The 19,667-nt window shown below is 67.6% G+C and carries 17 protein-coding genes; 9 read left to right on the forward strand and 8 right to left on the reverse strand.

The window, feature by feature from the left end:
- Window positions 1–108: 108 nt before the first annotated feature.
- The 7 genes from Q368_RS0113050 to Q368_RS0113080 all read left to right on the forward strand — a co-directional run bounded on the left by Q368_RS0113050 (window position 109) and on the right by Q368_RS0113080 (window position 5,495).
- Window positions 109–348, forward strand: coding sequence for a 4Fe-4S dicluster domain-containing protein (locus Q368_RS0113050; RefSeq protein WP_029459509.1), 240 nt, complete (start codon window positions 109–111; stop codon window positions 346–348).
- Window positions 348–1,409 (forward strand): 3-methyl-2-oxobutanoate dehydrogenase subunit VorB, encoded by a 1,062-nt coding sequence (locus tag Q368_RS0113055; protein WP_029459510.1) that lies wholly within the window; start codon window positions 348–350, stop codon window positions 1,407–1,409. Before Q368_RS0113050 ends, Q368_RS0113055 begins: the two co-directional genes overlap by 1 nt.
- Complete coding sequence (locus tag Q368_RS0113060; RefSeq protein ID WP_029459511.1) at window positions 1,410–2,180, forward strand: thiamine pyrophosphate-dependent enzyme; 771 nt, start codon at window positions 1,410–1,412, stop codon at window positions 2,178–2,180.
- 4 nt (window positions 2,181–2,184) lie between these two features.
- Entirely contained in the window at window positions 2,185–2,733 is a 549-nt protein-coding gene (locus Q368_RS0113065) for a 2-oxoacid:ferredoxin oxidoreductase subunit gamma family protein (RefSeq protein ID WP_029459512.1), read from the forward strand.
- A 166-nt stretch (window positions 2,734–2,899) separates the two neighbouring features.
- Window positions 2,900–3,727 (forward strand): shikimate dehydrogenase, encoded by an 828-nt coding sequence (gene aroE, locus Q368_RS0113070; protein WP_029459513.1) that lies wholly within the window; start codon window positions 2,900–2,902, stop codon window positions 3,725–3,727.
- A gap of 65 nt (window positions 3,728–3,792) precedes the next feature.
- A complete protein-coding gene (locus Q368_RS0113075) occupies window positions 3,793–5,001 on the forward strand; it encodes a GGDEF domain-containing protein (RefSeq protein WP_043785875.1) in 1,209 nt (402 codons plus the stop codon).
- Window positions 4,998–5,495, forward strand: a complete 498-nt coding sequence (locus tag Q368_RS0113080; RefSeq protein ID WP_029459515.1) for a DUF1499 domain-containing protein — start codon at window positions 4,998–5,000, stop codon at window positions 5,493–5,495. The genes Q368_RS0113075 and Q368_RS0113080 overlap by 4 nt, the downstream gene beginning before the upstream one ends.
- 153 nt (window positions 5,496–5,648) lie before the next feature.
- Here Q368_RS0113080 and Q368_RS0113085 read toward each other — a convergent pair whose 3' ends face one another.
- Window positions 5,649–7,637, reverse strand: coding sequence for a LysM peptidoglycan-binding domain-containing protein (locus tag Q368_RS0113085; protein ID WP_029459516.1), 1,989 nt, complete (start codon window positions 7,635–7,637; stop codon window positions 5,649–5,651).
- A gap of 182 nt (window positions 7,638–7,819) precedes the next feature.
- Between Q368_RS0113085 and Q368_RS0113090 the strand changes: the two genes are divergently transcribed.
- Window positions 7,820–8,638: a TrmH family RNA methyltransferase gene (locus Q368_RS0113090; protein WP_029459517.1), complete on the forward strand. Its 819-nt coding sequence runs from the start codon at window positions 7,820–7,822 to the stop codon at window positions 8,636–8,638.
- On the opposite strand, the gene Q368_RS0113095 is transcribed toward Q368_RS0113090, so the two are convergent.
- The 5 genes from Q368_RS0113095 to Q368_RS0113120 form a co-directional block, all read right to left on the reverse strand.
- A complete protein-coding gene (locus Q368_RS0113095) occupies window positions 8,595–9,662 on the reverse strand; it encodes an RluA family pseudouridine synthase (RefSeq protein ID WP_029459518.1) in 1,068 nt (355 codons plus the stop codon). The two genes, Q368_RS0113090 and Q368_RS0113095, sit on opposite strands and share 44 nt — an antisense overlap.
- Window positions 9,663–9,839: 177 nt before the next feature.
- Complete coding sequence (locus Q368_RS0113105; protein WP_029459519.1) at window positions 9,840–11,009, reverse strand: ABC transporter substrate-binding protein; 1,170 nt, start codon at window positions 11,007–11,009, stop codon at window positions 9,840–9,842.
- 97 nt (window positions 11,010–11,106) lie between these two features.
- A complete protein-coding gene (locus Q368_RS0113110; protein ID WP_029459520.1) occupies window positions 11,107–12,021 on the reverse strand; it encodes a branched-chain amino acid ABC transporter permease in 915 nt (304 codons plus the stop codon).
- A 1-nt stretch (window position 12,022) separates the two neighbouring features.
- On the reverse strand, window positions 12,023–12,892 hold the full coding sequence (locus Q368_RS0113115) for a branched-chain amino acid ABC transporter permease (protein ID WP_029459521.1): 870 nt from the start codon (window positions 12,890–12,892) through the stop codon (window positions 12,023–12,025).
- A 92-nt stretch (window positions 12,893–12,984) separates the two neighbouring features.
- On the reverse strand, window positions 12,985–14,634 hold the full coding sequence (locus Q368_RS0113120) for an FG-GAP repeat domain-containing protein (protein ID WP_029459522.1): 1,650 nt from the start codon (window positions 14,632–14,634) through the stop codon (window positions 12,985–12,987).
- Between the two features lie 296 nt (window positions 14,635–14,930).
- Between Q368_RS0113120 and Q368_RS0113125 the strand changes: the two genes are divergently transcribed.
- On the forward strand, window positions 14,931–16,514 hold the full coding sequence (locus Q368_RS0113125) for an alpha-L-arabinofuranosidase (protein WP_029459523.1): 1,584 nt from the start codon (window positions 14,931–14,933) through the stop codon (window positions 16,512–16,514).
- A gap of 133 nt (window positions 16,515–16,647) precedes the next feature.
- Here Q368_RS0113125 and Q368_RS0113130 read toward each other — a convergent pair whose 3' ends face one another.
- Together Q368_RS0113130 and Q368_RS0113135 are read right to left on the reverse strand one after the other, a co-directional pair.
- A complete protein-coding gene (locus Q368_RS0113130; protein ID WP_052360161.1) occupies window positions 16,648–17,718 on the reverse strand; it encodes a YibE/F family protein in 1,071 nt (356 codons plus the stop codon).
- Window positions 17,719–17,988: 270 nt separating this feature from the next.
- Complete coding sequence (locus Q368_RS0113135) at window positions 17,989–19,557, reverse strand: alkaline phosphatase (protein WP_029459525.1); 1,569 nt, start codon at window positions 19,555–19,557, stop codon at window positions 17,989–17,991.
- Window positions 19,558–19,667: the final 110 nt, after the last annotated feature.

Below are 19,667 nucleotides of genomic sequence, written 5' to 3' on the forward strand. Positions count from 1 at the left end.
CCGCAAGCGTCCCCTCACCGCAAGGTTTTCCCGGGCAGGGAGAGCGGCGGGCTCTCCCGGTAGGCGGCGTTCGCGCCGTGCCCGATGCCCCCGCAAAGGAGTGAACCGATGTCGCGGATCGTCATCGACGAGGAACGGTGCAAAGGCTGCCTGCTGTGCGCGCAGGTCTGCCCCAAGGCCATCATCGCCGCCTCCTCGCGTTTCAATGCCAAGGGCTACAAGGTGGCCGAGGTCCTCGAGGCCGAAAAGGAAAAATGCACCGGCTGCGCCGCCTGCGCGCAGATGTGCCCGGACGTGGCCATCAAGGTCTGGCGCAGCGTGAAAAGCAAAGCCAAGGAGAACGACTGATGTCGGCCAAACGCGTCTTCATCAAGGGTAACGAGGCCATCGGCCAGGGTGCTCTGGCCGCCGGCTGCCGTTGCTACTTCGGCTATCCCATCACCCCGCAAAACGACATCCCGGAGATGCTCTCCTCGGCCATGCCCGCCGCCGGAGGCCAGTTCGTCCAGGCCGAGTCCGAGGTCGCGGCGGCCAACATGCTGCTCGGCGCGGCGGCCTGCGGCGTGCGCGCCATGACCACCTCCTCGAGCCCGGGCGTGTCGCTCATGCAGGAGGCCATCTCCTACATGGCCGGCTCGGAACTGCCCGGCGTCATCGTCAACATGAACCGGGGCGGCCCCGGCCTCGGCGACATCGGCCCCTCCCAGGGCGACTACTTCCAGTCCGTCAAGGGCGGCGGCCACGGCGACTACCGCACCCTGACCCTGGCCCCGGCCACCTGCCAGGAATGCTACGACCTGACGTTCACCGCCTTCGAACTGGCCTACAAGTACCGCAACCCGGTGCTCATCCTCGGCGACGCCATCGTCGGCCAGATGAAGGAGCCGGTCACGCCGCGCGAGCCGCTCCCCATCGATCCCGCCGAGGGCGGCGACTGGAAGCTGACCGGCAGGGGCGAGCGCGCCCCGAGGCTCCTCAAGTCGCTCTTCCTCGAGGACGGGGCCCTGGCCGGCCAGAACAGGCTCTTGCAGAAGAAATACGAGGCCATGCGCGCCGAGGTCCTCTACGAGGATTTCGAAACCGCGGACGCGGATCTCGTGGTCGTGGCCTACGGTTCCATCGGCCGCATCGCCAAGACCGCCGTGCGCGCGCTGCGCGCCGAGGGGCTCAAGATCGGCCTGCTGCGGCCCATCACCCTTTATCCCTTCCCGGAAGAGGCCCTGCGCGCCCTGGCCGCCGCCGGCAAGCGCTTCCTCACCATCGAGCACAACCTCGGCCAGATGGTGGACGACGTGCGTCTGGCCGTGCGCGGCCTGGCCGATTCCGATTTCTACGGGGTCTTCCCCGGCAACCTGCCCACGCCGGACGAATTCGTGGAGCCCATCCGGGCGGCCGCAAAGGGGGCCTAAATGTCTTCCATTCCTGAAATCAAAGAGGAACTGGTCTTCGACCGGCCGAAAGTCCTGGCCGACGTGCCTTCCCACTACTGCCCGGGCTGCCAGCACGGCGTCATCCACCGCATGGTCGCCGAGTGCCTGGAAGAGTTCGGCCTGGTCGAAAAGACCATCGCCGTCAGTTCCATCGGCTGCTCGGTGTTCCTGTACAACTACGTCATGGTCGATACCGTCGAAGCGCCCCACGGACGCGCCCCGGCCGTGGCCACGGGCGTCAAGCGCGCCCGCACCGACGCCTTCGTCTTCGCCTACCAGGGCGACGGCGACCTGGCCTCCATCGGCCTGGCCGAAATCATGCACGCCGCCAACCGCGGCGAACGCCTCTCCGTCGTCTTCGTCAACAACACCGTTTACGGCATGACCGGCGGCCAGATGGCCCCCACGACCATGATCGGCCAGAAGACCACCACCTGCCCGGCCGGCCGCTGCGCCGAACGCGAGGGCGGCCCCATGCGCATGGCCGAGCTCATCGCCTCCCTGGACGGCGTGGCCTACAGCGCCCGCGTGGCCGTCAATTCCATCAAGAACATGGCGCAGGCCAAGCGCGCCCTGCGCCGCACCTTCGAAACGCAGATCAAGGGCGAAGGGTTCGGCTTCGTGGAATTCCTCGCCACCTGCCCCACGAACTGGAGAGTCTCGCCCGTGGCCGCCAACGAACGCGTGGCCAAGGAGATGATCCCCGGCTTTCCGCTCGGCGTCTACAAAGACGCGGCCAAGGAGGACTAGGGTCATGAGTTTGTATCAGGACGTGATCATGGCCGGCTTCGGCGGCCAGGGCGTGATGCTCATCGGCAACCTGCTGGCCTACGCCGGCATGGAACATGGCTTGAACGTCACCTACATCCCGGTCTACGGCCCGGAGATGCGCGGCGGCACGGCCAACTGCACGGTCGTGGTCTCCGACGACGCCATCGGTTCGCCGATCATCCGCAGCCCCAAAAGCCTCATTATCATGAACCGGCCCTCCCTGGACAAGTTCCAGCCCCAGCTGGAGGACGGCGGCGTGCTCGTGCTCAACTCCTCGCTGATCGACGCCGGCCTCGCGGACAGCGCCCGGGTCAAGCTCGTGGCCGTGCCCTGCAACGAGATCGCCGATGGCCTGGGCAACACGCGCATGGCCAACATGGTGGCGCTCGGGGCCTACGTGGCGGCCACGGGCGTGCTGCCCCTGTCCGTGGTCGAGGAAAGCCTCTCCCACGTCATCGCCAAGCACTACAGCCACCTCATTCCCAAAAACGCCGAAGCCCTGCGCGCCGGGGCCGCCGCGTACAAGAATTGAAGAAGTAGAGGAAAGAGAAGAGGAAGATGCCTCCGGCGGCCGGGGGGCCTCAGGCCCCCCGGTCCCCCCTTTTGCCGGGGGTCGGCGCGGGTCTGGGGGAGGGAACCTTTTTTGCAAAAAAAGGTTCCCTCCCCCAGATTCTCCTCCCTGCCCCCAAGGAGTCGGCATGACGCGGCAGTATGGGATCATCGGGCATCCCTTGGCGCATTCGCTGAGCCCGCTGGTGCACAACTGGGGCTTTTCCCGTTTCGGCATCGACGGCCATTACGAGGCCTGCGACACGCCGCCCGAGGCGTTGTCCGCGTTCATGGCCCGGTTCCGGCAGATTCCCATGGCGGGCCTGAGCGTCACCATCCCGCACAAGACCGCGGTCATGGCGTACGCGGACGCGGTGACGGACCTCGGCCTCGAGGTCGGGGCCGTGAACACGCTTTATTGGCGCGGCAACGTGCTGTGGGCCGAGAACACCGACGTGGAGGGCTTTTGCCGGCCGCTCGTGGAGGCCGGCCTGTCCGTGGGCGCGGCGCTGGTTCTTGGCTGCGGCGGCGCGGCGCGTGCGGTGGTCGTGGGCCTCAAGCGCCTGGGCGCATCGCGCATCGCCGTGACGGGCCGCACGCGGGAGAAGGCCGAGGCCCTGGCCGGGGCGTTCGACCTCGAGGTCGTGGACTGGGAGGCGCGGGCGGACTATCCGGCACAGCTCTGCGTCAACGCCACGCCCATGGGCATGCTCGGCCGGCTCGAGGCGTTATCCCCTTATCCGTCCGAGCGCCTGGGACCCGGACAGGCTGTCTACGACCTCGTGTACAATCCCCGCCTGACCCGGTTCGCGGCCGAGGCCGGCCACGCCGGCGCGACGGTCGTTTCCGGGCTCGACATGTTCGTCTACCAGGCCGTGGAGCAGTTCCGGTTGTGGACCGGCCGCGTGCTCCCGGCAGAGGAACTGCGGCCGCTGCTCATGCAGGCGCTCTACGGCGAGGCGCTCGCGCGGGGTTGACCCGCGCGCGGCACACCTCAACAATTTTTCCCTTGCCCGGCGGCAAGAGAAGCGAGCACGCCAGCATGGGGACCGTCATAGAGTTGATTTCCTCCCTGGACGCGAGGACGATGATCCTCATGGCAGCGATCTTGTATTTTTCGCTGACCATGGTCCTGGGCTATACTTTTTTTTTCCGCAAAACCTACCCCGGCTTCGCCTGTCTGGCCCTTGGCCAGCTTTTCTGGAGCATCGGCGTCGTTCTGATTTTCTACCGCTTCGCCGGCGAGCGGTGGTCCCTCGTTCTCGGCAACGGCTTGCTGTTCCTACAAGCAATCTGCTGGTATCACGGCATCGCCATGTACGGCGAAATCACGACGATTCGCCAACGGCACCTCGTGAACGTGGCGTTGGCCACCGTCAGCGAACTGCTTATTGTCTATTATACGTTGTTCGACTTTGACACGTGCCGCAGGATCATTGTTTTCTCCGTCTACAATGCCATCCTCTACGGTCGGATCGCCGTGGAGCCTTTTCTCGTACGGCAGTGGAAGACCTACTCCATGCAGACGATCTACTCGGCGATCCTCCTTTTGGTCAGCCTGGCTTTTGCCTCCCGTGCGCTGCGGTCGTGGAACGCCACGGAATGCGCCATTGGCGGACCGGATGTCATCGTCAAGGCCTTGCTGTTGTGCAGCATGTTTCTCCTTGCGCTCCTTACGTTTTGCATTCTTTCCATGACTTCGAGCCGGGTCGAGGCGGAATTGCGCGAAGCCCGGGACGCCCTGCGTCATCTCGCGGAGACCGATGCCCTGACCGGGGTGTCCAACCGCCGTCATTTCCTGGAGCAGACGCAGGCGGTTCTCGACGAAGCGCGCGAGGGGGGGCGCAAGGTCAGCCTGGTCATGCTCGATCTCGATCATTTCAAGGAAATCAACGACTCGCACGGCCATCAGGCAGGGGATCTCGTCCTGCGCGAGGTGGCGCACAGCCTGCGCGCGGCGCTCGGTGAAAGCGGTTCCATCGGGCGCTTGGGCGGCGAGGAGTTCGGCGTCCTGCTCCCGGGGGTCGCCGGCGCCGAAGCGCTGGCCGTGGCCAGGCGCTTGCGCCGGGCCGTGGCCGACACGCACCCCGGCGGGCACCGCGTCACCGCCAGCCTCGGCGTTGCCGACTGCGACGAGAACCAGTTGGACGGCCTGCTGGCAAAGGCCGACGAATACCTGTATGCCGCCAAGGAGGCCGGTCGTAACCGAATCGTGGGGCCTGACGGCCTGGCTTCGGAGGCATGCGCATGATGGAGACGTTGCGTCGTATTCTGGGTTTTTTCGAGGCGGTGGGACAGGTGGCGGCCGTGGTCCTGCTCGTGGCCGTGGTCATCGGCGTGGCCTGGTTCGCCTGGCTTGGCCGGGTCAGCCGGCGCATGTCGCCAGCGCTTTCGCCCACGGGCGGGCCGCTACGCGCCGACGGGGCCAAGCCCAACTGGGTCTCGAGCACGGCGCGCAAGAACGACGCACTGCATTTTATCGCCCCGCGCAAGGTGGCGCAAAACCCCATTCCTGGGTTGGCCGCCTCGTTGCCGGACCAGGGGCTCAGGGTCACGGACGCGACCGAGCGCTACCTGCACGCCACGGCCTCTTCCCTGCGCTTCGGTTTCGTGGACGACGTCGAATTCCTCTACGACCCCGCCGCCGGGCTGCTCCATGCCCGCAGCGCCTCGCGCGTGGGCTACAGCGACCTTGGCGCGAACCGCCGCCGGTTGGAGACGATATTTAAGGAAAACGGATTGTAAGGGGAGAAGAAAAGAGAAAGATGCCGCCGGCGGACAGGAGGGGATCATCCCCTCCTGGACCTCCCGAAGGGGGGTGGCGACGGGCGGGCGGCATAAAAAAGGGGCGCGGCCGGGAGACGGCCGCGCCCCTTTGGCGTGTCCATGGTGGAATCGTTATTCCTTGTGGATGGTGATCTGGGAGCCGGCTTGCAGGGCACCCGGGCTCTTCATGTTGTTCCAGGCCATGAGCGAGGACGGCTCGACGTTGAATTTCTTGGCGATGCCCCAGACGGTCTCGCCCGGGCCGACCTTGTAGTTGACGGCCTTGGCGGGCGCGGCCTTGGCCGGAGCCTGTTTTGCCGGCGCGGGCGCGGCGGCCGCGACAGGTTTGGCTGCGGGCTGGGACGCGGCGGCCTGCGTCTTGGTCGGCGCGGGCGGCGGCGTTTTTTCCGCGAAAAGACGGCCTGCGGCCGGCGCGGGCGTGGCGGCGGCCAGGGACTTCGGCGTCTTGTAGTCCTTGGCCGACTTGGCGGCGGGAGCGGAAGGAGCGGCCGGCACTTCGACCTTGGCCACGGCCTTGCCGGGGATGGTCAGGTTCGCGCCGGCGCGCAGGTCCTTGCCCGAGCGCATGCCGTTTGCGGCCATGAGCGCGGCGGTGTCGACGCCGTATTTTGCGGCGATGCCGCTGACGCTCTCGCCGCGCTGGACACGGTGGGAGCCGGAGGCCGCGACGGCGACCGGGGCGGCCGGAGCCGGCGCTGATTTGGACGCGGCCACGGCTTGCCCCTGCGGCGCGCCGCCGGGGATGACGAGCCAGGAGCCCTGGGTCAGGCGGCGCTCGTTCTTCATCTTGTTGGCGGCCATCAGCTCCTTGGTGGAAACGCCGTACTTGCGGGCGATGCTGCCGATGGACTCGCCTTTGTTGACGCGGTGGCGCTGGGGCTTGGACGCGGCGGCCAGGGGTTTGGGCGCGCAGGCGTCCGGGCCTTCGGCCAGGGCGCTGTTGTCCACGCTGAAGGCGCTTAAAGCGATGCGCACGGTCTGGCCGGGCGGCAGGTCCTCGGGCAGGGAACCGTTGAGTTGGCGCAGTTCGGCCACGGGCATGCCGGCGCGCCGCGCGATGGCCCACCACGTGTCGCCGGCCTGGGCGGTGACGGTCTGCACGCCGCCGCCAGGGTAGTTGCCGGGATTTTGGAGGTAGGCGAGCACGACCTGCTCCTTGGCCACGGGCACGTAGACGTTGACCGTGGCGTCGGGCGGGCTCACCTGCCGCCGGAATCCCGGGTTGTAGTCGCGGAACTGCTCCCAACTCAGATCGCAGGCCTTGGACAGGGCGAGCAGGTCCGTGCCGCCCGGGACGGGCACTTCCTTGAGGTTGGGGCCGGCCTGCCAGTTGATCTTGCGAAAGCCCAGGGAATTGAGGTTCTGGAAGATCTTGAGCACCGCCAGGAACTTGGGCACATAGTGGCGGGTCTCTTCCTTGAGCAGCTTGGGGTCTTTGGCGATGTCGAAGAAGTCGCACTGGCCGCTGGCGGCCATGACCCGGGAAATCTTGCCTTCGCCGGCGTTGTAGGCGGCCAGGGCCAGGTTCCAGTCGCCGAACATCTGGTAGAGCTTGGTCAAGTACTTGGCCGCGGCCACGGTGGATTTGTAGGGGTCGCGGCGCTCGTCCACCCACCAGTTGACGGTAAGCCCGAAGCGCCGCCCGGTGTAGGGCATGAACTGCCACATGCCGCCCGCGCCCACGGGCGAATAGGCCATGGTGCTGTAGCCCGATTCAATAAACGGCAGCACGATGAGGTCAGGCGGCAGGTTGTAGCTGGCCAGCACCGCCCGGACGTAGGGCAGGTGCGGCTCGGCGCGTTGCAGCCACTTCTCCATGGTGCCTTTCTTGTCCATGGTGAAGTACTGCAGAAACATCTGCACTTCCTCGTTGTCGGCCACGTCCAGGTTGAACTGGATCGCGCCGCGCGAGGCCAGGGCCTTTTTCTCCTGTTCCGTCAGCGGGCGACCGCGCTTCAAGTCCTTGAGAATCTGCGTGGTGTCCCAGACTTCCGGCTCCAGGTTGGCCTTCATGTCGGTGTTTTTGTCGTATTTGTTGCCGGCGCAACCGGCCAGGGCCAGCAGGAGCGGCAGGACGCAGCACAGGAAATATCGGGCCATGCGGGGTCTCCACAGGAAGAAACGGCGATTGGCTTCCAGGCGGAAGCCAGGACGAAGCTTTGCGGTCGGGAATCGTAACCGTTGTAATATTTTAATAATTACTGCACTGTTAGTCCAAAGGGAACGGAATTGCAAGGGAAAAAAAGACTTGTGGTCCCGGACGCTTTGGGCCACCAAGGGCCATGCCCGCACATGACCGTTTCAAACGCCCCCCTGTCGCGCCCAGGCCGCACAGGTCCGAAGTCCCGGCCGCGCCGGCGCCGGACGACCTGCTGCCCGGACGCAAGCCCGTGCGCGAACTGCTGGCCGCGCATCCTGCGACCGTGGACGACGTGCTGTTGCGCCAGGGGCTGCGCGGCCCGGACGCCGACGCCATCGTCGCCGCCTGCCGCGAGGCCGGGGTGCGCTTCAAATTCGTGCCCGCCGCCGACCTCGACCGGCTCTATCCCGGCAACCACCAGGGCGTCCTGGCCCGGCTGGCGGCCGGCGAACTCGCGACCGTCGCCGACGTGCTCGACGCCGCGCGAAACGCGCCCCTGCCCGTGGCCCTGGCGCTCGACCGGGTGCAGGACCCGGGCAACGTCGGCACGCTCGCGCGTACGCTTTTCGCCCTGGGCGGCGGCGGCATCATCCTGCCGCGCCACGAGGGCGCGCGCCTGGGGCCCGGCGCGGCCAAGGCGGCCGCGGGCACGCTGTCGCGCATGCCCGTGGCCAAGGCGGCCAACTTGTCCCGGGCGCTGGACGAGGCCCTGGATGCGGGATTCGCCGTCGTCGGCGCGGCCGGCGAGGAAGGGGCGCAAAACGTCTTTGCGGCGACGCCCGATTTTCCCCTGGTGCTGGTCCTCGGCAATGAGGAAGAAGGGTTGCGCCAGGGCATCCGCAAGCGCTGCCAGGCGCTTTTCCGCATTCCCCAGGCCCGGCCGCTCGATTCCATGAACGTGGCGCAGGCCGGGGCGATCATTCTGGGGCGTCTGGCGGCGGTTCGTTTTCCAGCGGATTGACGTCCTGCTCCGTGCAGGCGAGCAGCGTCGCGCGGCGCAGGCGCCTGACCAGCCAGGGCGCTTCCCAGTCCGGCGGTGCGCAGAAGGCCGCGTCAGGGAGCGTCACCCGCCAGGCGTGCAGCCGCAGGGGCGGCGCGCCGCCGCCGTACTTGGGGTCGCCGACGATGGGGTGGCCGCGCGCGGCGAGCTGGGCGCGGATCTGCTGCGTGCGGCCGGTCTCCAGGCGCACCTCGACCAGGCTTGCCGTGGGCATGTGCCCGAGCAGGCGCACCTTGCACACGGCCTCCTTGCCGTCCTCCCCTGCCTCCACCCGCTCCCGCCCCGGCTCGCCGCGCTTGGCCAGGCGGTCGCGCAGGGTGATCCAGTCGTTGACTTCACCGAATTTCCAGCGGCCCCAGACCCAGGCGAGATAGTCCTTGCGCGCCTCGCCCGAGAGCATGGCGTCGTGGATGCGGCGCAGCATGCGGTAGCTTTTGGCGACGAGCAGGATGCCCGTGGTGTCGCGGTCCAGGCGGTGGGCGGGCGTGGGGCGGAAGGGCGCGTCGGCGTCCCGGGCGTGCAGGAGCGTGGTCAGTGCCGTGGCGTGCCCCGAGCCCGGATGCACGGGGAGGCCGGCGGGCTTGACCACCACAAGAAGTTCGTCGTCCTCGTGCAGGATGTCGAGGGCTGGAACGCGGGTCGGGCCGGGAACGGCCTGGGGCGCGGGCGCGAACGCCGGGGCCGGCCGGCGGGCCGGGCGGGGCACGGCCGCGATGCGGGGCGCGGGGGACGGGGCCGCTGCGCCGCCCGGGGCCGCGCCCGGTGGGGCGTCGGTCTCGAAGGGCGGCATGCGCACCTTCTGCCCCTGCCCGATGCGGTCGAAGGGCTTGGCGCGCTTGCCGTCCAGGCGCACCTGGCCGGTGCGGATCAGGCGTTGCAGCGCGGCCGGCGGCAATGCGCCGGAAAGGCGGCGCACGAGGTATTGCAGGAGTTTCTGGCCGGCCTCGGCCGCCGTGACGGTGAAAATCTGGACCGGGGTCTTCATGAGGCTCCGAAAAAACCGCTTCGCATCGCCCGCGGCATCGCCTTTGCCGTTACGGCTGCGTCGCCCGCACGGGTTCCCCCCCGCCCTTGGGGGTTTTCGGGAGGGGAGCGCGCGGGGAACCCTTTTTGGCAAAAAGGGGTTCCCCGCGCATCTTTTCCGCCTTTCTCCTTCCTCCCTCTAGGGCGCGAGCTTGTAGCGGCCGGAATCGACGATGAGCATGACCAGGGAGTCGGCGTGCAGGCCGTTATGGTCCTGGGAGGAAGTCGTGTAGACGCCGGAGACGCCGACCACGTTCTGGAGCTTTTCCAGGGCGTCGCGCAGGGCAGCGGGGTCGGCCTTGCCGGCCTTTTCCAGGCCCGCGCGCAGAAGCGCCAGGGCGTCGTAGGCGTAGCCCGAGTGGGTGTTGAGCGGGAACTTCTCCTGGATGCCGGCGTCGTTGTAGGCCTTGATGAAGGACTCGATGACGATTTTCTGCGGGTCCTCGTCGGGCAGGGATTCCGGGGCCATGAGCTTGGTGCCGGGCATGATCGTGCCGCCGGCGGCCTCGCCGGCCAGTTCCAGGTAGCTGGGGCCGGGCTGGCCGTGGCTTTGCACGAGCAGCGGCCGTTCGCCGGGCAGGGCGGCGAAGTTCTTCGCGGCGATGGCCCCGGCCGGGCCGATGGTCCAGACGACCACGGCCTGCGGCTTGGCGGCTTGCAGCTTGAAGGCCTGGGCCGAGAAGTCCGTGCCCTTGGGGTCGAAGCCTTCCTCGGCGATGATGTCGATGCCGTATTTGCCCGCGTTGGCCTTGAGCTCGGCGAGCCCGTCCTGGCCGAAGGCGTCCTTGGAGTGCATGACCGCGATCTTGGAGATGTTCTTGCCCTTGAGGTACTCGTAGATCTTGGCCACGGCCGTGGTGGTGCGCTGCGGGGCCTTGAAGGTCCAGTCGAAGGGGCCGAACTTGCCGCCGGCGATGATGGCGTCGCCGCCCACGGTCATGATGACCGGGACCTTCTTTTCCTCGGTGTACTTTTTGACGGCGAGCCCCTCGCCCGTGGACGTGGGGCCGATGATGGCCAGCACCTTGTCGCCCTCGACGAGCTGGCGCGCCTCGCGCAGGGCCACGTCGGGCGAGGATTCGGTGTCGTAGCTGATGAGCGTGACCGGACGGCCGAGGATGCCGCCCGAGGCGTTGAGCTGGGCGACGGTCATCTCGGCCACGAGCTTGCTCGGCGTGCCGACCACGGCGGCGGGGCCGGACTGGGCGAACAGGCCGCCGATGACGATGGGGTCGCCGGCGGGCGGGGCTGCGGCGAAGGCTGCCGGACAAATGAGGAATGTCGCGAGAAACAACAGGACTTTAGCCATGGGGGGAGCCTCCGGGGCGTATTGATCGCCATCAGGCGACCGCGATTTTGTACCGCAACCGGAGGCGATGTAAATCATTTTTGCAAGGTGGGGCGGGCTAGCGGCGCGCGCGCCAGTAGCCCGCGAGCAGCGCCGCGCCGAGCAGCAGCCCGTTGACCAGGGTGCGCGCGTCGCCGAGGAACTGGAGCCTGGACATGGCCGTTTCGAGCACGAGCGCCGCGAGAATGGGGCGAAGCAGGTTGCCCGGTCCTCCGATGACCAGGAAAAGCAGGGCCTTGAGCGAAAGCTCCAGGCTGAATTGTTCCGGGCTGATGAACCCGGTGTAATGGCCGTGGACCACGCCGGCCGCGGCGGAAAGTCCGCCGCCCAGGCCAAAGGACACGGCGCGCACCGCGGGCCGGTCGATGCCGAGGCTCGACGCGGCATGGCGGTCGTCCCGGCAGGCGGCCAGCGCCCGCCCCAGCCGGCTGTCGCGAAGGGCCAGGAAGACGTACGCGCCAAGGGCGAGCAGCAGCAGGAAGAGGAAAAAGGTGACCCGGTCGCCGGCCAGCGCCCCGATGCCGGGCAGCGCCAGCTTGGCCTCGACCATCATGCCGGCCGCGCCGCCGGTGACGCTCTCCATGGTCAGCGCGACGTTGACGCAGACAAGCGACACGCAAAGCGTGGCCATGGCCAGGAAACCTTCGCCCAGGCGCTCCATGGGCCGGCTGACCAGGGCCGCGAGCAGCCCGACGCCGACGACGACCGCCGGCGCGATGAGTATGGTCGCGCCCGGGAAGCGGGCGTGCAACAGCACCGAGGCGTAGGCCCCGATGCCGGCGAAGGCGGCCTGCGCCAGGGAGATCTGGCCGCCAAGTCCCAGGCAGAAATTGAGCGCCAGCACGTTGACCGCGAGAAACATGTGCTGGTTGACGCCGATGAGGCGGTGGGCGGGCGTGACCAGACCCACCGCCGTCATTGCGGCGAAGAAAAGGGCCAGGGACGCCTTGCGGGAGAAAAGCGCGCGCGCCATGTCAGGGCCGCTCGGCTTCGTTTTCGGCCGGGGCGGCCACGAGCAGGATGACGATGAGGGCGTAGGTGGCGGTTTCCTTGAGCTCGCCCGAAAGGAAAAGCACCAGCGCCGCCTCGCAAAGCCCCAGGGCGATGCCGCCGAGGAACACCTTGGACAGCGAGGTGTAGCCGCCGATGGTCGCCGCGGCGAAGCCCTTGAGCCCAAGCCCCAGGCCCATGTCGTAGCGCAGCCCCGTTTGCGGCCCGACGGCCAGGGCGGCCAGGGACGCCAGCGTCCCGGCCAGGGCGAAGGACAGCGAGTGGCACAGCACCGGGTTTATGCCCATCAGCCGCGCCGCGGTCGCGTTTTGCGCCGTGGCCCGAAGCGCGCGGCCCAGGCGCGTGTAGTTGAGGAAAAGCCCGAGCACCGCCATGGCGCAAAGCGCAAGTGAAAGCGCCGTGGCCGTGTCGCGGCCAAGAAAAAGCGGCCCCAGGCGGATGTCCGGCAGCGGGAGCAGGCGTGGCGGCATGAGGGGGTTTTTCCCCCAGGCCAGGATGGCTACGCCCTGGAAGACGAGGCTCGCCGCCACGGTGAGCATGAGTTGGCGCAGGGGAGAGGCGCGTAGCGTGAGGCCGAGCGTGGTCGCGAACAGGACCCGGCCGAGGAGAAAACCGGCCAGCGCGGCGGCGGCCACGGCCAGGAACGGGGAAAGGTGGGTGACGCCGGCCAGGGTGGCGATGCCGAGCCCGCCGAGGAGCAGCAGCTCGCCCTGGGCGAAGTTGATCAGGCGGCTGGCGCTGTAGATCAGGGAAAAACCCAGGGCCATGAGTCCGTAGACCGCGCCGAGGGCCAGTCCGGAGTTGACGATCTGGGCCAGGTACAGGGCGAGCAGGGCGACCTCGTTTGGCCTTGGCGCTTGGCAAAAGAAGCGGGGGAACCGCCGCGCTTGCGGTTCCCCCGCGGGATCACGTCGGGGTGCGGGGGCTACTCCGCGTCGATGCCGAACTCGCCGGGCTGGCCTTTGCTCGAGGTGTCGAGCTTGTAGGACAGCACGATGGTGCGGCGGGCGTAGACGCCGACCGCGCCGGGCCAGGTGTTGAGGCAGACCACGAGTTCCTTCTGGCCGTCGTTGTCGATGTCGGCCAGGGCGTAGCCGGTGACCGTGCCCTTGATGCGCCGCGTCTTCCACAGGAGGTTCATGCCCACGCCGTCCCAGTACAGGGCGTGGATTTCACCCTGGGAGAAGGTGCGGAAGGTCTCGAAGAACTGGGCGGCCAGGGAGATGTTCTTGCTGACGAGCACCTCGTAGCGGTCGTCCTTGTCCAGATTGGCCACGATCATCGGCAGCGGGATGTAGTAGTACGTCCAGAGGTGGTCGGTCTTCGGCTTCTCCATGGGCGCCATGAGCGGGTCGAATTCCAGGCCGATGGCCGAGCCGCAATACTCTTCCTCGGTGGCGGCCACGCGTTCGCCCTTGGCCGTGTAGACCACGATGTGGTCGTGATCGTCGTTGAGCAGGACCTTGTAGCCGCTCTTTTCGGGCAGGTAGGCGAAGTTGAAGGGGTTGGCCTTGGTCGGCAGCGCGAGCTTGGTGGACAGCATGGGCTGGCCGCCGGAGAAGATCACGTTGTGCACGCCCTGGGCGAAGAGTTCCTTGGGATCGCCCTTGGAGCCCACGAGTTGGCGGGTGTAGTCGGGCGGCACTTGCGCCACGTTCATGTACAGCTTGATGTCCTTGTAAAGTTCCTTGAGCTGGTTGCCTTCCAGGGACAGGATGAACGAGCGCGGCTCCTTGAAGTAGCTGGCGGAGACGATGATCTCGGCCTTGCCGTCGCCGTTGATGTCCAGCGTGCTGACCTTGAGCAGCTTGAGGTTGGGCGAGACGGGGTAGCGGGCGATCGGCATCAACTGGCGATCCTTGAACGCGTAGGTCTCGATGGATTCCTTGGCCATGATGACGACTTCGTTGTGCCCGTCGCCGTTGATGTCGTCGATGGCGATGCCGCTGGAGACGATGGGGATGGACTGGCTGCGCCACACGCCAGGCGTTTCGGCCGGGCCGGCGTAGCGGAAGTTCGGATTGAGGTAGGTCTTCTGGTTTTCGCTGGTCTGGTTGACCACGAAATCCGGGTTCATCTGGTTGATGGTCTGCCCGCCGGCGGCGCCGGACGCGGAAGGACGCTTGAAGATCTCGTTGTTGAGCGACTGGGCGGCGCGCTCCATGGCGGGGATGAGGTCGGAGAGCTTGGTCGTGAAGTTCTTCGGCCATTTCTTGCCGTCACGGCCGATGACCGAGATGTCCACACTGGCCTGGTCGCCGGAGACGGTGATGGAGCCGTAGGCCAGGTAGTCCACGCTGACGGCGGCCAGGGCCTTCTTGGCGTCGGCCTCGGAGCCCGGGGCCTTGGCCAGGGCGGCCGAGGTCTTGGCCTTGTCCTGAGGAGCCAGGTGGCCGGGCCAGTTCATGCGCGATTCGAGCATGCTCTGCGCGCCCTGGCTCAGGTACTGGTATTTTTCGGGACCATGCACGGTAAAGGGAGCGACGGCGTAGGTCTTGGTCTCGGCGGCGAGCGCCGGGGAGGCCAGGCACAGCATGGCCGCGACCAGAAGGACGAGGCGACGGAAAAGCGTCATAGGGAATTCCTCCGGGTCCCGAACTGGGACCGATTTGTCCGGGGACGTGGCCGGGGCGCAAGGCCCCAAAGGCCGCGCGCCCTGCATTACTATCAAAGCCGAGGCCCTTGCAAGGGCGGGTTTCACCCCTCGCCCAAACGCAATGTCCTCCGTCGCTCCGGCGTGCTGCCGTGTGGTCGCTGTTTCGGCGCTCCGGTTACGCCTTGTGCGATGTCACGAAAACGTCGTGCCCCGGGGCTTGCCAGAAGGCCGTGCGCGGCGCTAGAGGCTTTGCCGCCCGCTTCTGGAGTGGCCCCATGCCGCGTTTTTCGTTTGTCGTCTTGCCGTTTTTACTTTTCCTGGTCCTGCCCTGCGCCGTGCGCGCCGGCGACGACGTCGCAACCGTGGTCGTGGACGCGGGCAAGACCGTGCGCCGGACCAGCCGGGAACTGCTCGGCATCAACGTCAATTATTTCATGGACGCCGACGGCAACCGTCACCCGGGCGCGCGCAAGCTCGCCCGGGCCGTCCTCGACCTCGGCGTCGGCACGCTGCGCTATCCCGGGGGCGAGAAATCCGACGGCATGCTCTGGGCCGCGCCGCCTTTCCGCAAGCCCGGACCGGAGCTCGCCCGCCTGGGGCCGGACGAATGGCCCTCCAACGACGCCCGGGTCTACGACCTCAAGCGCAAGCGCTTCGTGCGCCGGCCCCTGGACATCGACGCCTTCATCCGCCTGTGCCGCCGCACCGGGGCCGAGCCCGTCATCGTCGTTGCCTACGATTCCATGTACAAGCCGGGCTCCCCGGGCGAGACCGTGCCGGACATGACGGAGCTGCTCGAAAACGCCGTGTCCCTGGTGCGCTACGCCAACATCACGCGCCGCTACGGGATAAAATACTGGGAAATCGGCAACGAATCCTATTTCTACGTCTACAACGGCGGGGCGCGGGCGGCGGATTACGCCCGGGATTTCCAGGTGTTCGCCGCGGCCATGAAGGGCGTGGACCCGTCCATCAAGGTCGGGGCCAACGGCCCGTCGGGAGCCGACGACGTGGGCGCCCTCGACAATCTGGGCGGCGACAGGACGCCCTGGTGGCGCGAGGTCTTCGGCAAGGCGGCCGGGAGCATCGATTTCGTCTCGGTCCACGAATACCCGTGCTACGCCTGGTACGGCTACGACTACTACCGCGAAAACCCGGTGCGGATGCTCGGGGTGTCGGAAATCGACACGGCCGCGCGACGCTACGGCCCGGCCGGATTCGCCGACCGGCTGCATTACCTTTTGACCGAAGTCAATTCCGCGGACTGGTACGCGCATCCGCAGAACCTGGGCTGGAAGCACGAGAACACCCTGGGACACGCGCTCGTGCTCTTCGACATGCTCGGACAGGCCGTAAGCGACCCGCGCGTGGTGACGGTGCAGATCTGGGCCACGCGCTGGCTGCACAACGACGACAAGCCGGAACTCTGGGACGCGCTCGACGGCAAAAACGAGCCGCTGCCCACGGGCATGGCGGTCAAGCTGCTCGCGCGGGGGCTTGGCGACCGTGTCGTGGCCGCCACCGACGCCCCGGGCGTGCGCACGGTGGCCGCCTGCGACGACCGCAACAAGCGGCTGACGGTCTATCTCATAAACAAGGATGCGGCCCGGGACGTGGACGTGCGTATCGCCGGCGAAAAGGCCGGCGGCAGCGCCGCCCGCGAGGTCTATAGCGGCAAGGGGGCCGACGACCACAAGCCGCGTCTGGCCAGGGAAGCCGCCGTGCCCCTGCGCGAGGGGCAGGCGCGGCTTCGCCTGCCGGCAGAATCCCTGACCATTCTCACCGTGCCTGTGCGCGGCAACGGAGCGCGCTTCGCCCGGGAAAAGGCCTGGACAGCCAAGCCCCGCAGCCTGGGCTAGCCCCGTCTCCCTCCCAGAACTTTCTCAATCGCAATGCCGCGCCATCACAGGCATGACAGCCCCCATTCGGGAGGGTCCAGGAGGGGCAGTGCCCCTCCTGGCCGCCGGAGGCATCTTTCTCTTCCTCTTCCTCTCACTTTCGCAGCAGCAGCGCGCCGGCGACGGCGGTCAGGGGCGCGGCCGTGACCAGGCCGAAGCTGCCGACGAGGGTGTTGGCGATTTCCGCGGCCACGTGGGGCATGGTGGCGACATTTATAAGCGGCACGCCCTGGGCCATGAACACCATGAGCAGCGCCAGGCTGCCGCCGCAGTAGGCCAAAAGGAGCGTGGTCGCCATGGTGCCGACCACGACGCGCCCGACGCGAAATCCCGACAGGCACAGGCCTAAGCCCCCGATTTCCGGATGGTGGGCCGCCACCTCCGACTGGCTCGCGGCCACGTCCATGGCCACGTCCATGATCGCGCCGCTTGCGCCGAGGCAGATCGTCGCCAGGAACACGCCGCCGAGGTCGAGGTGGGCGTAGCCGGTGTAGAGCAGCGTTTCGGCAAAGGGCTTGACCGCGCCGGGCAGGGCGAAGCCGGGCGCGGTGGCAAGCGAAAGCAGGCAGGTCACGGCCACGCCGCCGAGGGAGCCGAGGTAGGCGGCCAGGGCGCGGCGGTTTAAGCCCCCGACGAGGAAGACGATGCCGGCCATGAGCACGGCCAGGACCGCGAGCGCCACGAGCATGGGATCGCGGCCGGCCAGGAACTGCGGCACCAGTACTTTCCAGAGGAGCAGCGCGGCGAACAGAAACGACAGCATGGCCTTGACCCCGGTCCAGCCGGCGTAGGCGATGAGCGCCGCGGCGAAAAGCGCCAGCAGCGCGCCTTGCAGGGTCAGCCGCCAGTGGTCCTGGGCCACGGCCGAAACGATCTCGCCGTTTCGCAGCGACAGTACGAGCAGGGCCGTGTCGCCCGGGGCGAAGACCTTGTCGATCTCGAGCTTGCCGAGCAGGATGTTGTCCGCGACGATGCGCTTGCCGGCAAAGGGGCCGGACAGCGGGGAAAGCGTCACACGCTGTTCGCCCTCGCGCACGATGCCGTACTGGTGGACATGGCTGTCGTCCACCGCGAGCACCCTGGCCTTGACCTGCACGGCGTCCGGCGGCAGGCGGTCCTCGAAGCCCGTGGGCCAAAACCACAACGCGACGGTCACGAGCGCCATGACGGCCACGAACACGGCGTCGCGGTGGCCGCGAAGTTTCCGGCCGGCTGCGGCCGGTTTCCTGATTTCCTCACCCGGCCGCGGCCACGGGCAATCCGTATCGGCCATCCCCTGTCCTCCAAACCGCACGTGGGGCCGGCCGCGCCCCGCGCAACCAGCCCCACGCCTTAATTTTCTTGTTTCCCCTTTCGGGGTGGTCCAGGAGGGCCCCTCGGCCCCTCCTGGCCGCCGGAGGCATTCCTCCCCCTTCGTGTCCTCTCTCTTCTTTCCCTAGTTACTCGCCACGACTTTCTGGCCCAGGGCGGCCATGATCTTTTTGGCCAGGTCGGTGTTGTCGTAGTAGCCGGCGAAGGCCTGCGCGCCCGGGCCCATGGCCGAAGTGACGACGGGGACGCCGGTGTGGGAGTAGCTGGTCCAGGCGAGGCCGGCCTTGTTGTCCAGGATATGGGTCAGGGTCACGGCCAGGGGCTCGTAGCCGCCGTAGGCGCGGTAGTCCATCTCGTCGCCCTTGACCTTTTCGTCCTGCATGGAGCGGGTGAACGCCGCCTTGACGGCCTCGAGTTCGAAGGGCTTCAGGTACATGCCGTGGGGATCGGCCGGGGAGGTGTTCTCCTCGTTGGGCTTGGGCGCGGCCTTCATGGCTTCCAGGTCGGCCTCGGTGGGCACGACCAGGCCGAAGCTTTCCTTGATCAGGGGCGCGACGTCCTCGAACTTGGCGCTGCCCGCGTCGTGGGTCTTCTTGTATTCCTTGAGCGCGGCGGTGAACTTCAGGAACGAGTCCTTCTGGTTCTTGAGGTAGTCGTAGTAGTTGCCGTAGCGGGTGCCGGCGAAGCCGAGCGTGAGGCCGCCGCACTCGTGGTCGCCGGTGACCACGATCAGGGTGTCGTCGGGGTGGTTCGCGGCGAAGGCCACGGCCTTGGCCACGGCGTCGTCGAAGGCCAGGGTGTCGGCGATGGAGGCGGCGGCGTCGTTGGCGTGGCAGGCCCAGTCGATCTTGCCGCCCTCGACCATGAAGAAGAAGCCGTTGGGATTGTCGAGCAGCTCGATACCCTTGGCGGTGAAGTCCGCCAGGGAGAGGCCTTTCTTGTCGCCGTCCAGGGCGTAGGGCAGGGCCTTGTCGTGGTCGAGCTCGGGGTTTAACGCGACGAGCTTCGCGCCGGGCTTGGCGTCCTTGATGGCGGCGGGGTCGCTGGTCACGGTGTAGCCGGCGGCCTGCATGACCTCGAAGGCGTCGGCCTTCTCGCCTTCCTTTTTCGACTTCTTGCCGGTGGGGTCCTTGAAGCCGCCGCCGCCGAAGTAGTCGAAGCCGCTCTTGGCCACGTCCAGGGCGATCTCGTAGTAATTGTTGCGGCTGTCCTGGTGGGAATAGAAGCAGGCCGGGGTGGCGTGGTCCAGGGACACGCTGGAGACGACGCCGACCTTCATGCCCTTGTCGCGGGCCATCTCGGCCATGGTGGGCACGGGCTTTTTCGCGCCGTCCACGCTGATGGCGCCGTTGTAGGTCTTGACCCCGGCCGCGAGCGCCGTGCCGGCCGCGCCCGAGTCGGTGATGATGGAATTGAGCGAATAGGTGGTGGTCAGGCCCTGGGCGGGCATCTTGTTCATGGCGAGCTTGACGATGCCGGGCTCTTTTTTCCCGTCCTTGGCGGCCAGGAAGTACTCGGCGGCGCTGCGCTGGGGCATGGCCAGGCCGTCGCCGATAAAGAGGAACACGTACTTGGGCGTGGGGCCGGCATCGGCGCGCGCGGCCGCGGCGTAAAGGAAGAGGGCGGCCAGGACCAGCCAGGCCACGCGGTTGATGGCGGCCGCCGCGAACGGCGGCAGGACGTATCGGCGCATGTCGCTTGCTCCTTGCGTGTTGTTGACGGTTGACCCTGCCCGGGTACGCCCGCTTGTGTGACGCCCTCATGACGGCGGCATGGCGATTGGCGGCCCGGACGCGGGTCTGG

This window comes from Solidesulfovibrio alcoholivorans DSM 5433, from assembly GCF_000702665.1.
In the GTDB taxonomy this organism is placed as follows: Bacteria; Desulfobacterota; Desulfovibrionia; order Desulfovibrionales; family Desulfovibrionaceae; genus Solidesulfovibrio; species Solidesulfovibrio alcoholivorans.

What these genes read in the sequence shown, in the direction of transcription:
- Q368_RS0113125 (WP_029459523.1), top strand. Translation starts at nt 14,931, where the DNA reads ATGCCGCGTTTTTCGTTTGTCGTCTTGCCGTTTTTACTTTTCCTGGTC.
- Q368_RS0113080 (WP_029459515.1), top strand. Translation starts at nt 4,998, where the DNA reads ATGATGGAGACGTTGCGTCGTATTCTGGGTTTTTTCGAGGCGGTGGGA.
- Q368_RS0113095 (WP_029459518.1), bottom strand. Translation starts at nt 9,662, where the DNA reads ATGAAGACCCCGGTCCAGATTTTCACCGTCACGGCGGCCGAGGCCGGC.
- Q368_RS0113105 (WP_029459519.1), bottom strand. Translation starts at nt 11,009, where the DNA reads ATGGCTAAAGTCCTGTTGTTTCTCGCGACATTCCTCATTTGTCCGGCA.
- Q368_RS0113085 (WP_029459516.1), bottom strand. Translation starts at nt 7,637, where the DNA reads ATGGCCCGATATTTCCTGTGCTGCGTCCTGCCGCTCCTGCTGGCCCTG.
- Q368_RS0113120 (WP_029459522.1), bottom strand. Translation starts at nt 14,634, where the DNA reads ATGACGCTTTTCCGTCGCCTCGTCCTTCTGGTCGCGGCCATGCTGTGC.
- Q368_RS0113090 (WP_029459517.1), top strand. Translation starts at nt 7,820, where the DNA reads ATGCCCGCACATGACCGTTTCAAACGCCCCCCTGTCGCGCCCAGGCCG.
- Q368_RS0113110 (WP_029459520.1), bottom strand. Translation starts at nt 12,021, where the DNA reads ATGGCGCGCGCGCTTTTCTCCCGCAAGGCGTCCCTGGCCCTTTTCTTC.
- Q368_RS0113065 (WP_029459512.1), top strand. Translation starts at nt 2,185, where the DNA reads ATGAGTTTGTATCAGGACGTGATCATGGCCGGCTTCGGCGGCCAGGGC.
- Q368_RS0113055 (WP_029459510.1), top strand. Translation starts at nt 348, where the DNA reads ATGTCGGCCAAACGCGTCTTCATCAAGGGTAACGAGGCCATCGGCCAG.
- Q368_RS0113075 (WP_043785875.1), top strand. Translation starts at nt 3,793, where the DNA reads ATGGGGACCGTCATAGAGTTGATTTCCTCCCTGGACGCGAGGACGATG.
- Q368_RS0113060 (WP_029459511.1), top strand. Translation starts at nt 1,410, where the DNA reads ATGTCTTCCATTCCTGAAATCAAAGAGGAACTGGTCTTCGACCGGCCG.
- Q368_RS0113130 (WP_052360161.1), bottom strand. Translation starts at nt 17,718, where the DNA reads ATGGCGCTCGTGACCGTCGCGTTGTGGTTTTGGCCCACGGGCTTCGAG.
- Q368_RS0113135 (WP_029459525.1), bottom strand. Translation starts at nt 19,557, where the DNA reads ATGCGCCGATACGTCCTGCCGCCGTTCGCGGCGGCCGCCATCAACCGC.
- Q368_RS0113050 (WP_029459509.1), top strand. Translation starts at nt 109, where the DNA reads ATGTCGCGGATCGTCATCGACGAGGAACGGTGCAAAGGCTGCCTGCTG.
- aroE (WP_029459513.1), top strand. Translation starts at nt 2,900, where the DNA reads ATGACGCGGCAGTATGGGATCATCGGGCATCCCTTGGCGCATTCGCTG.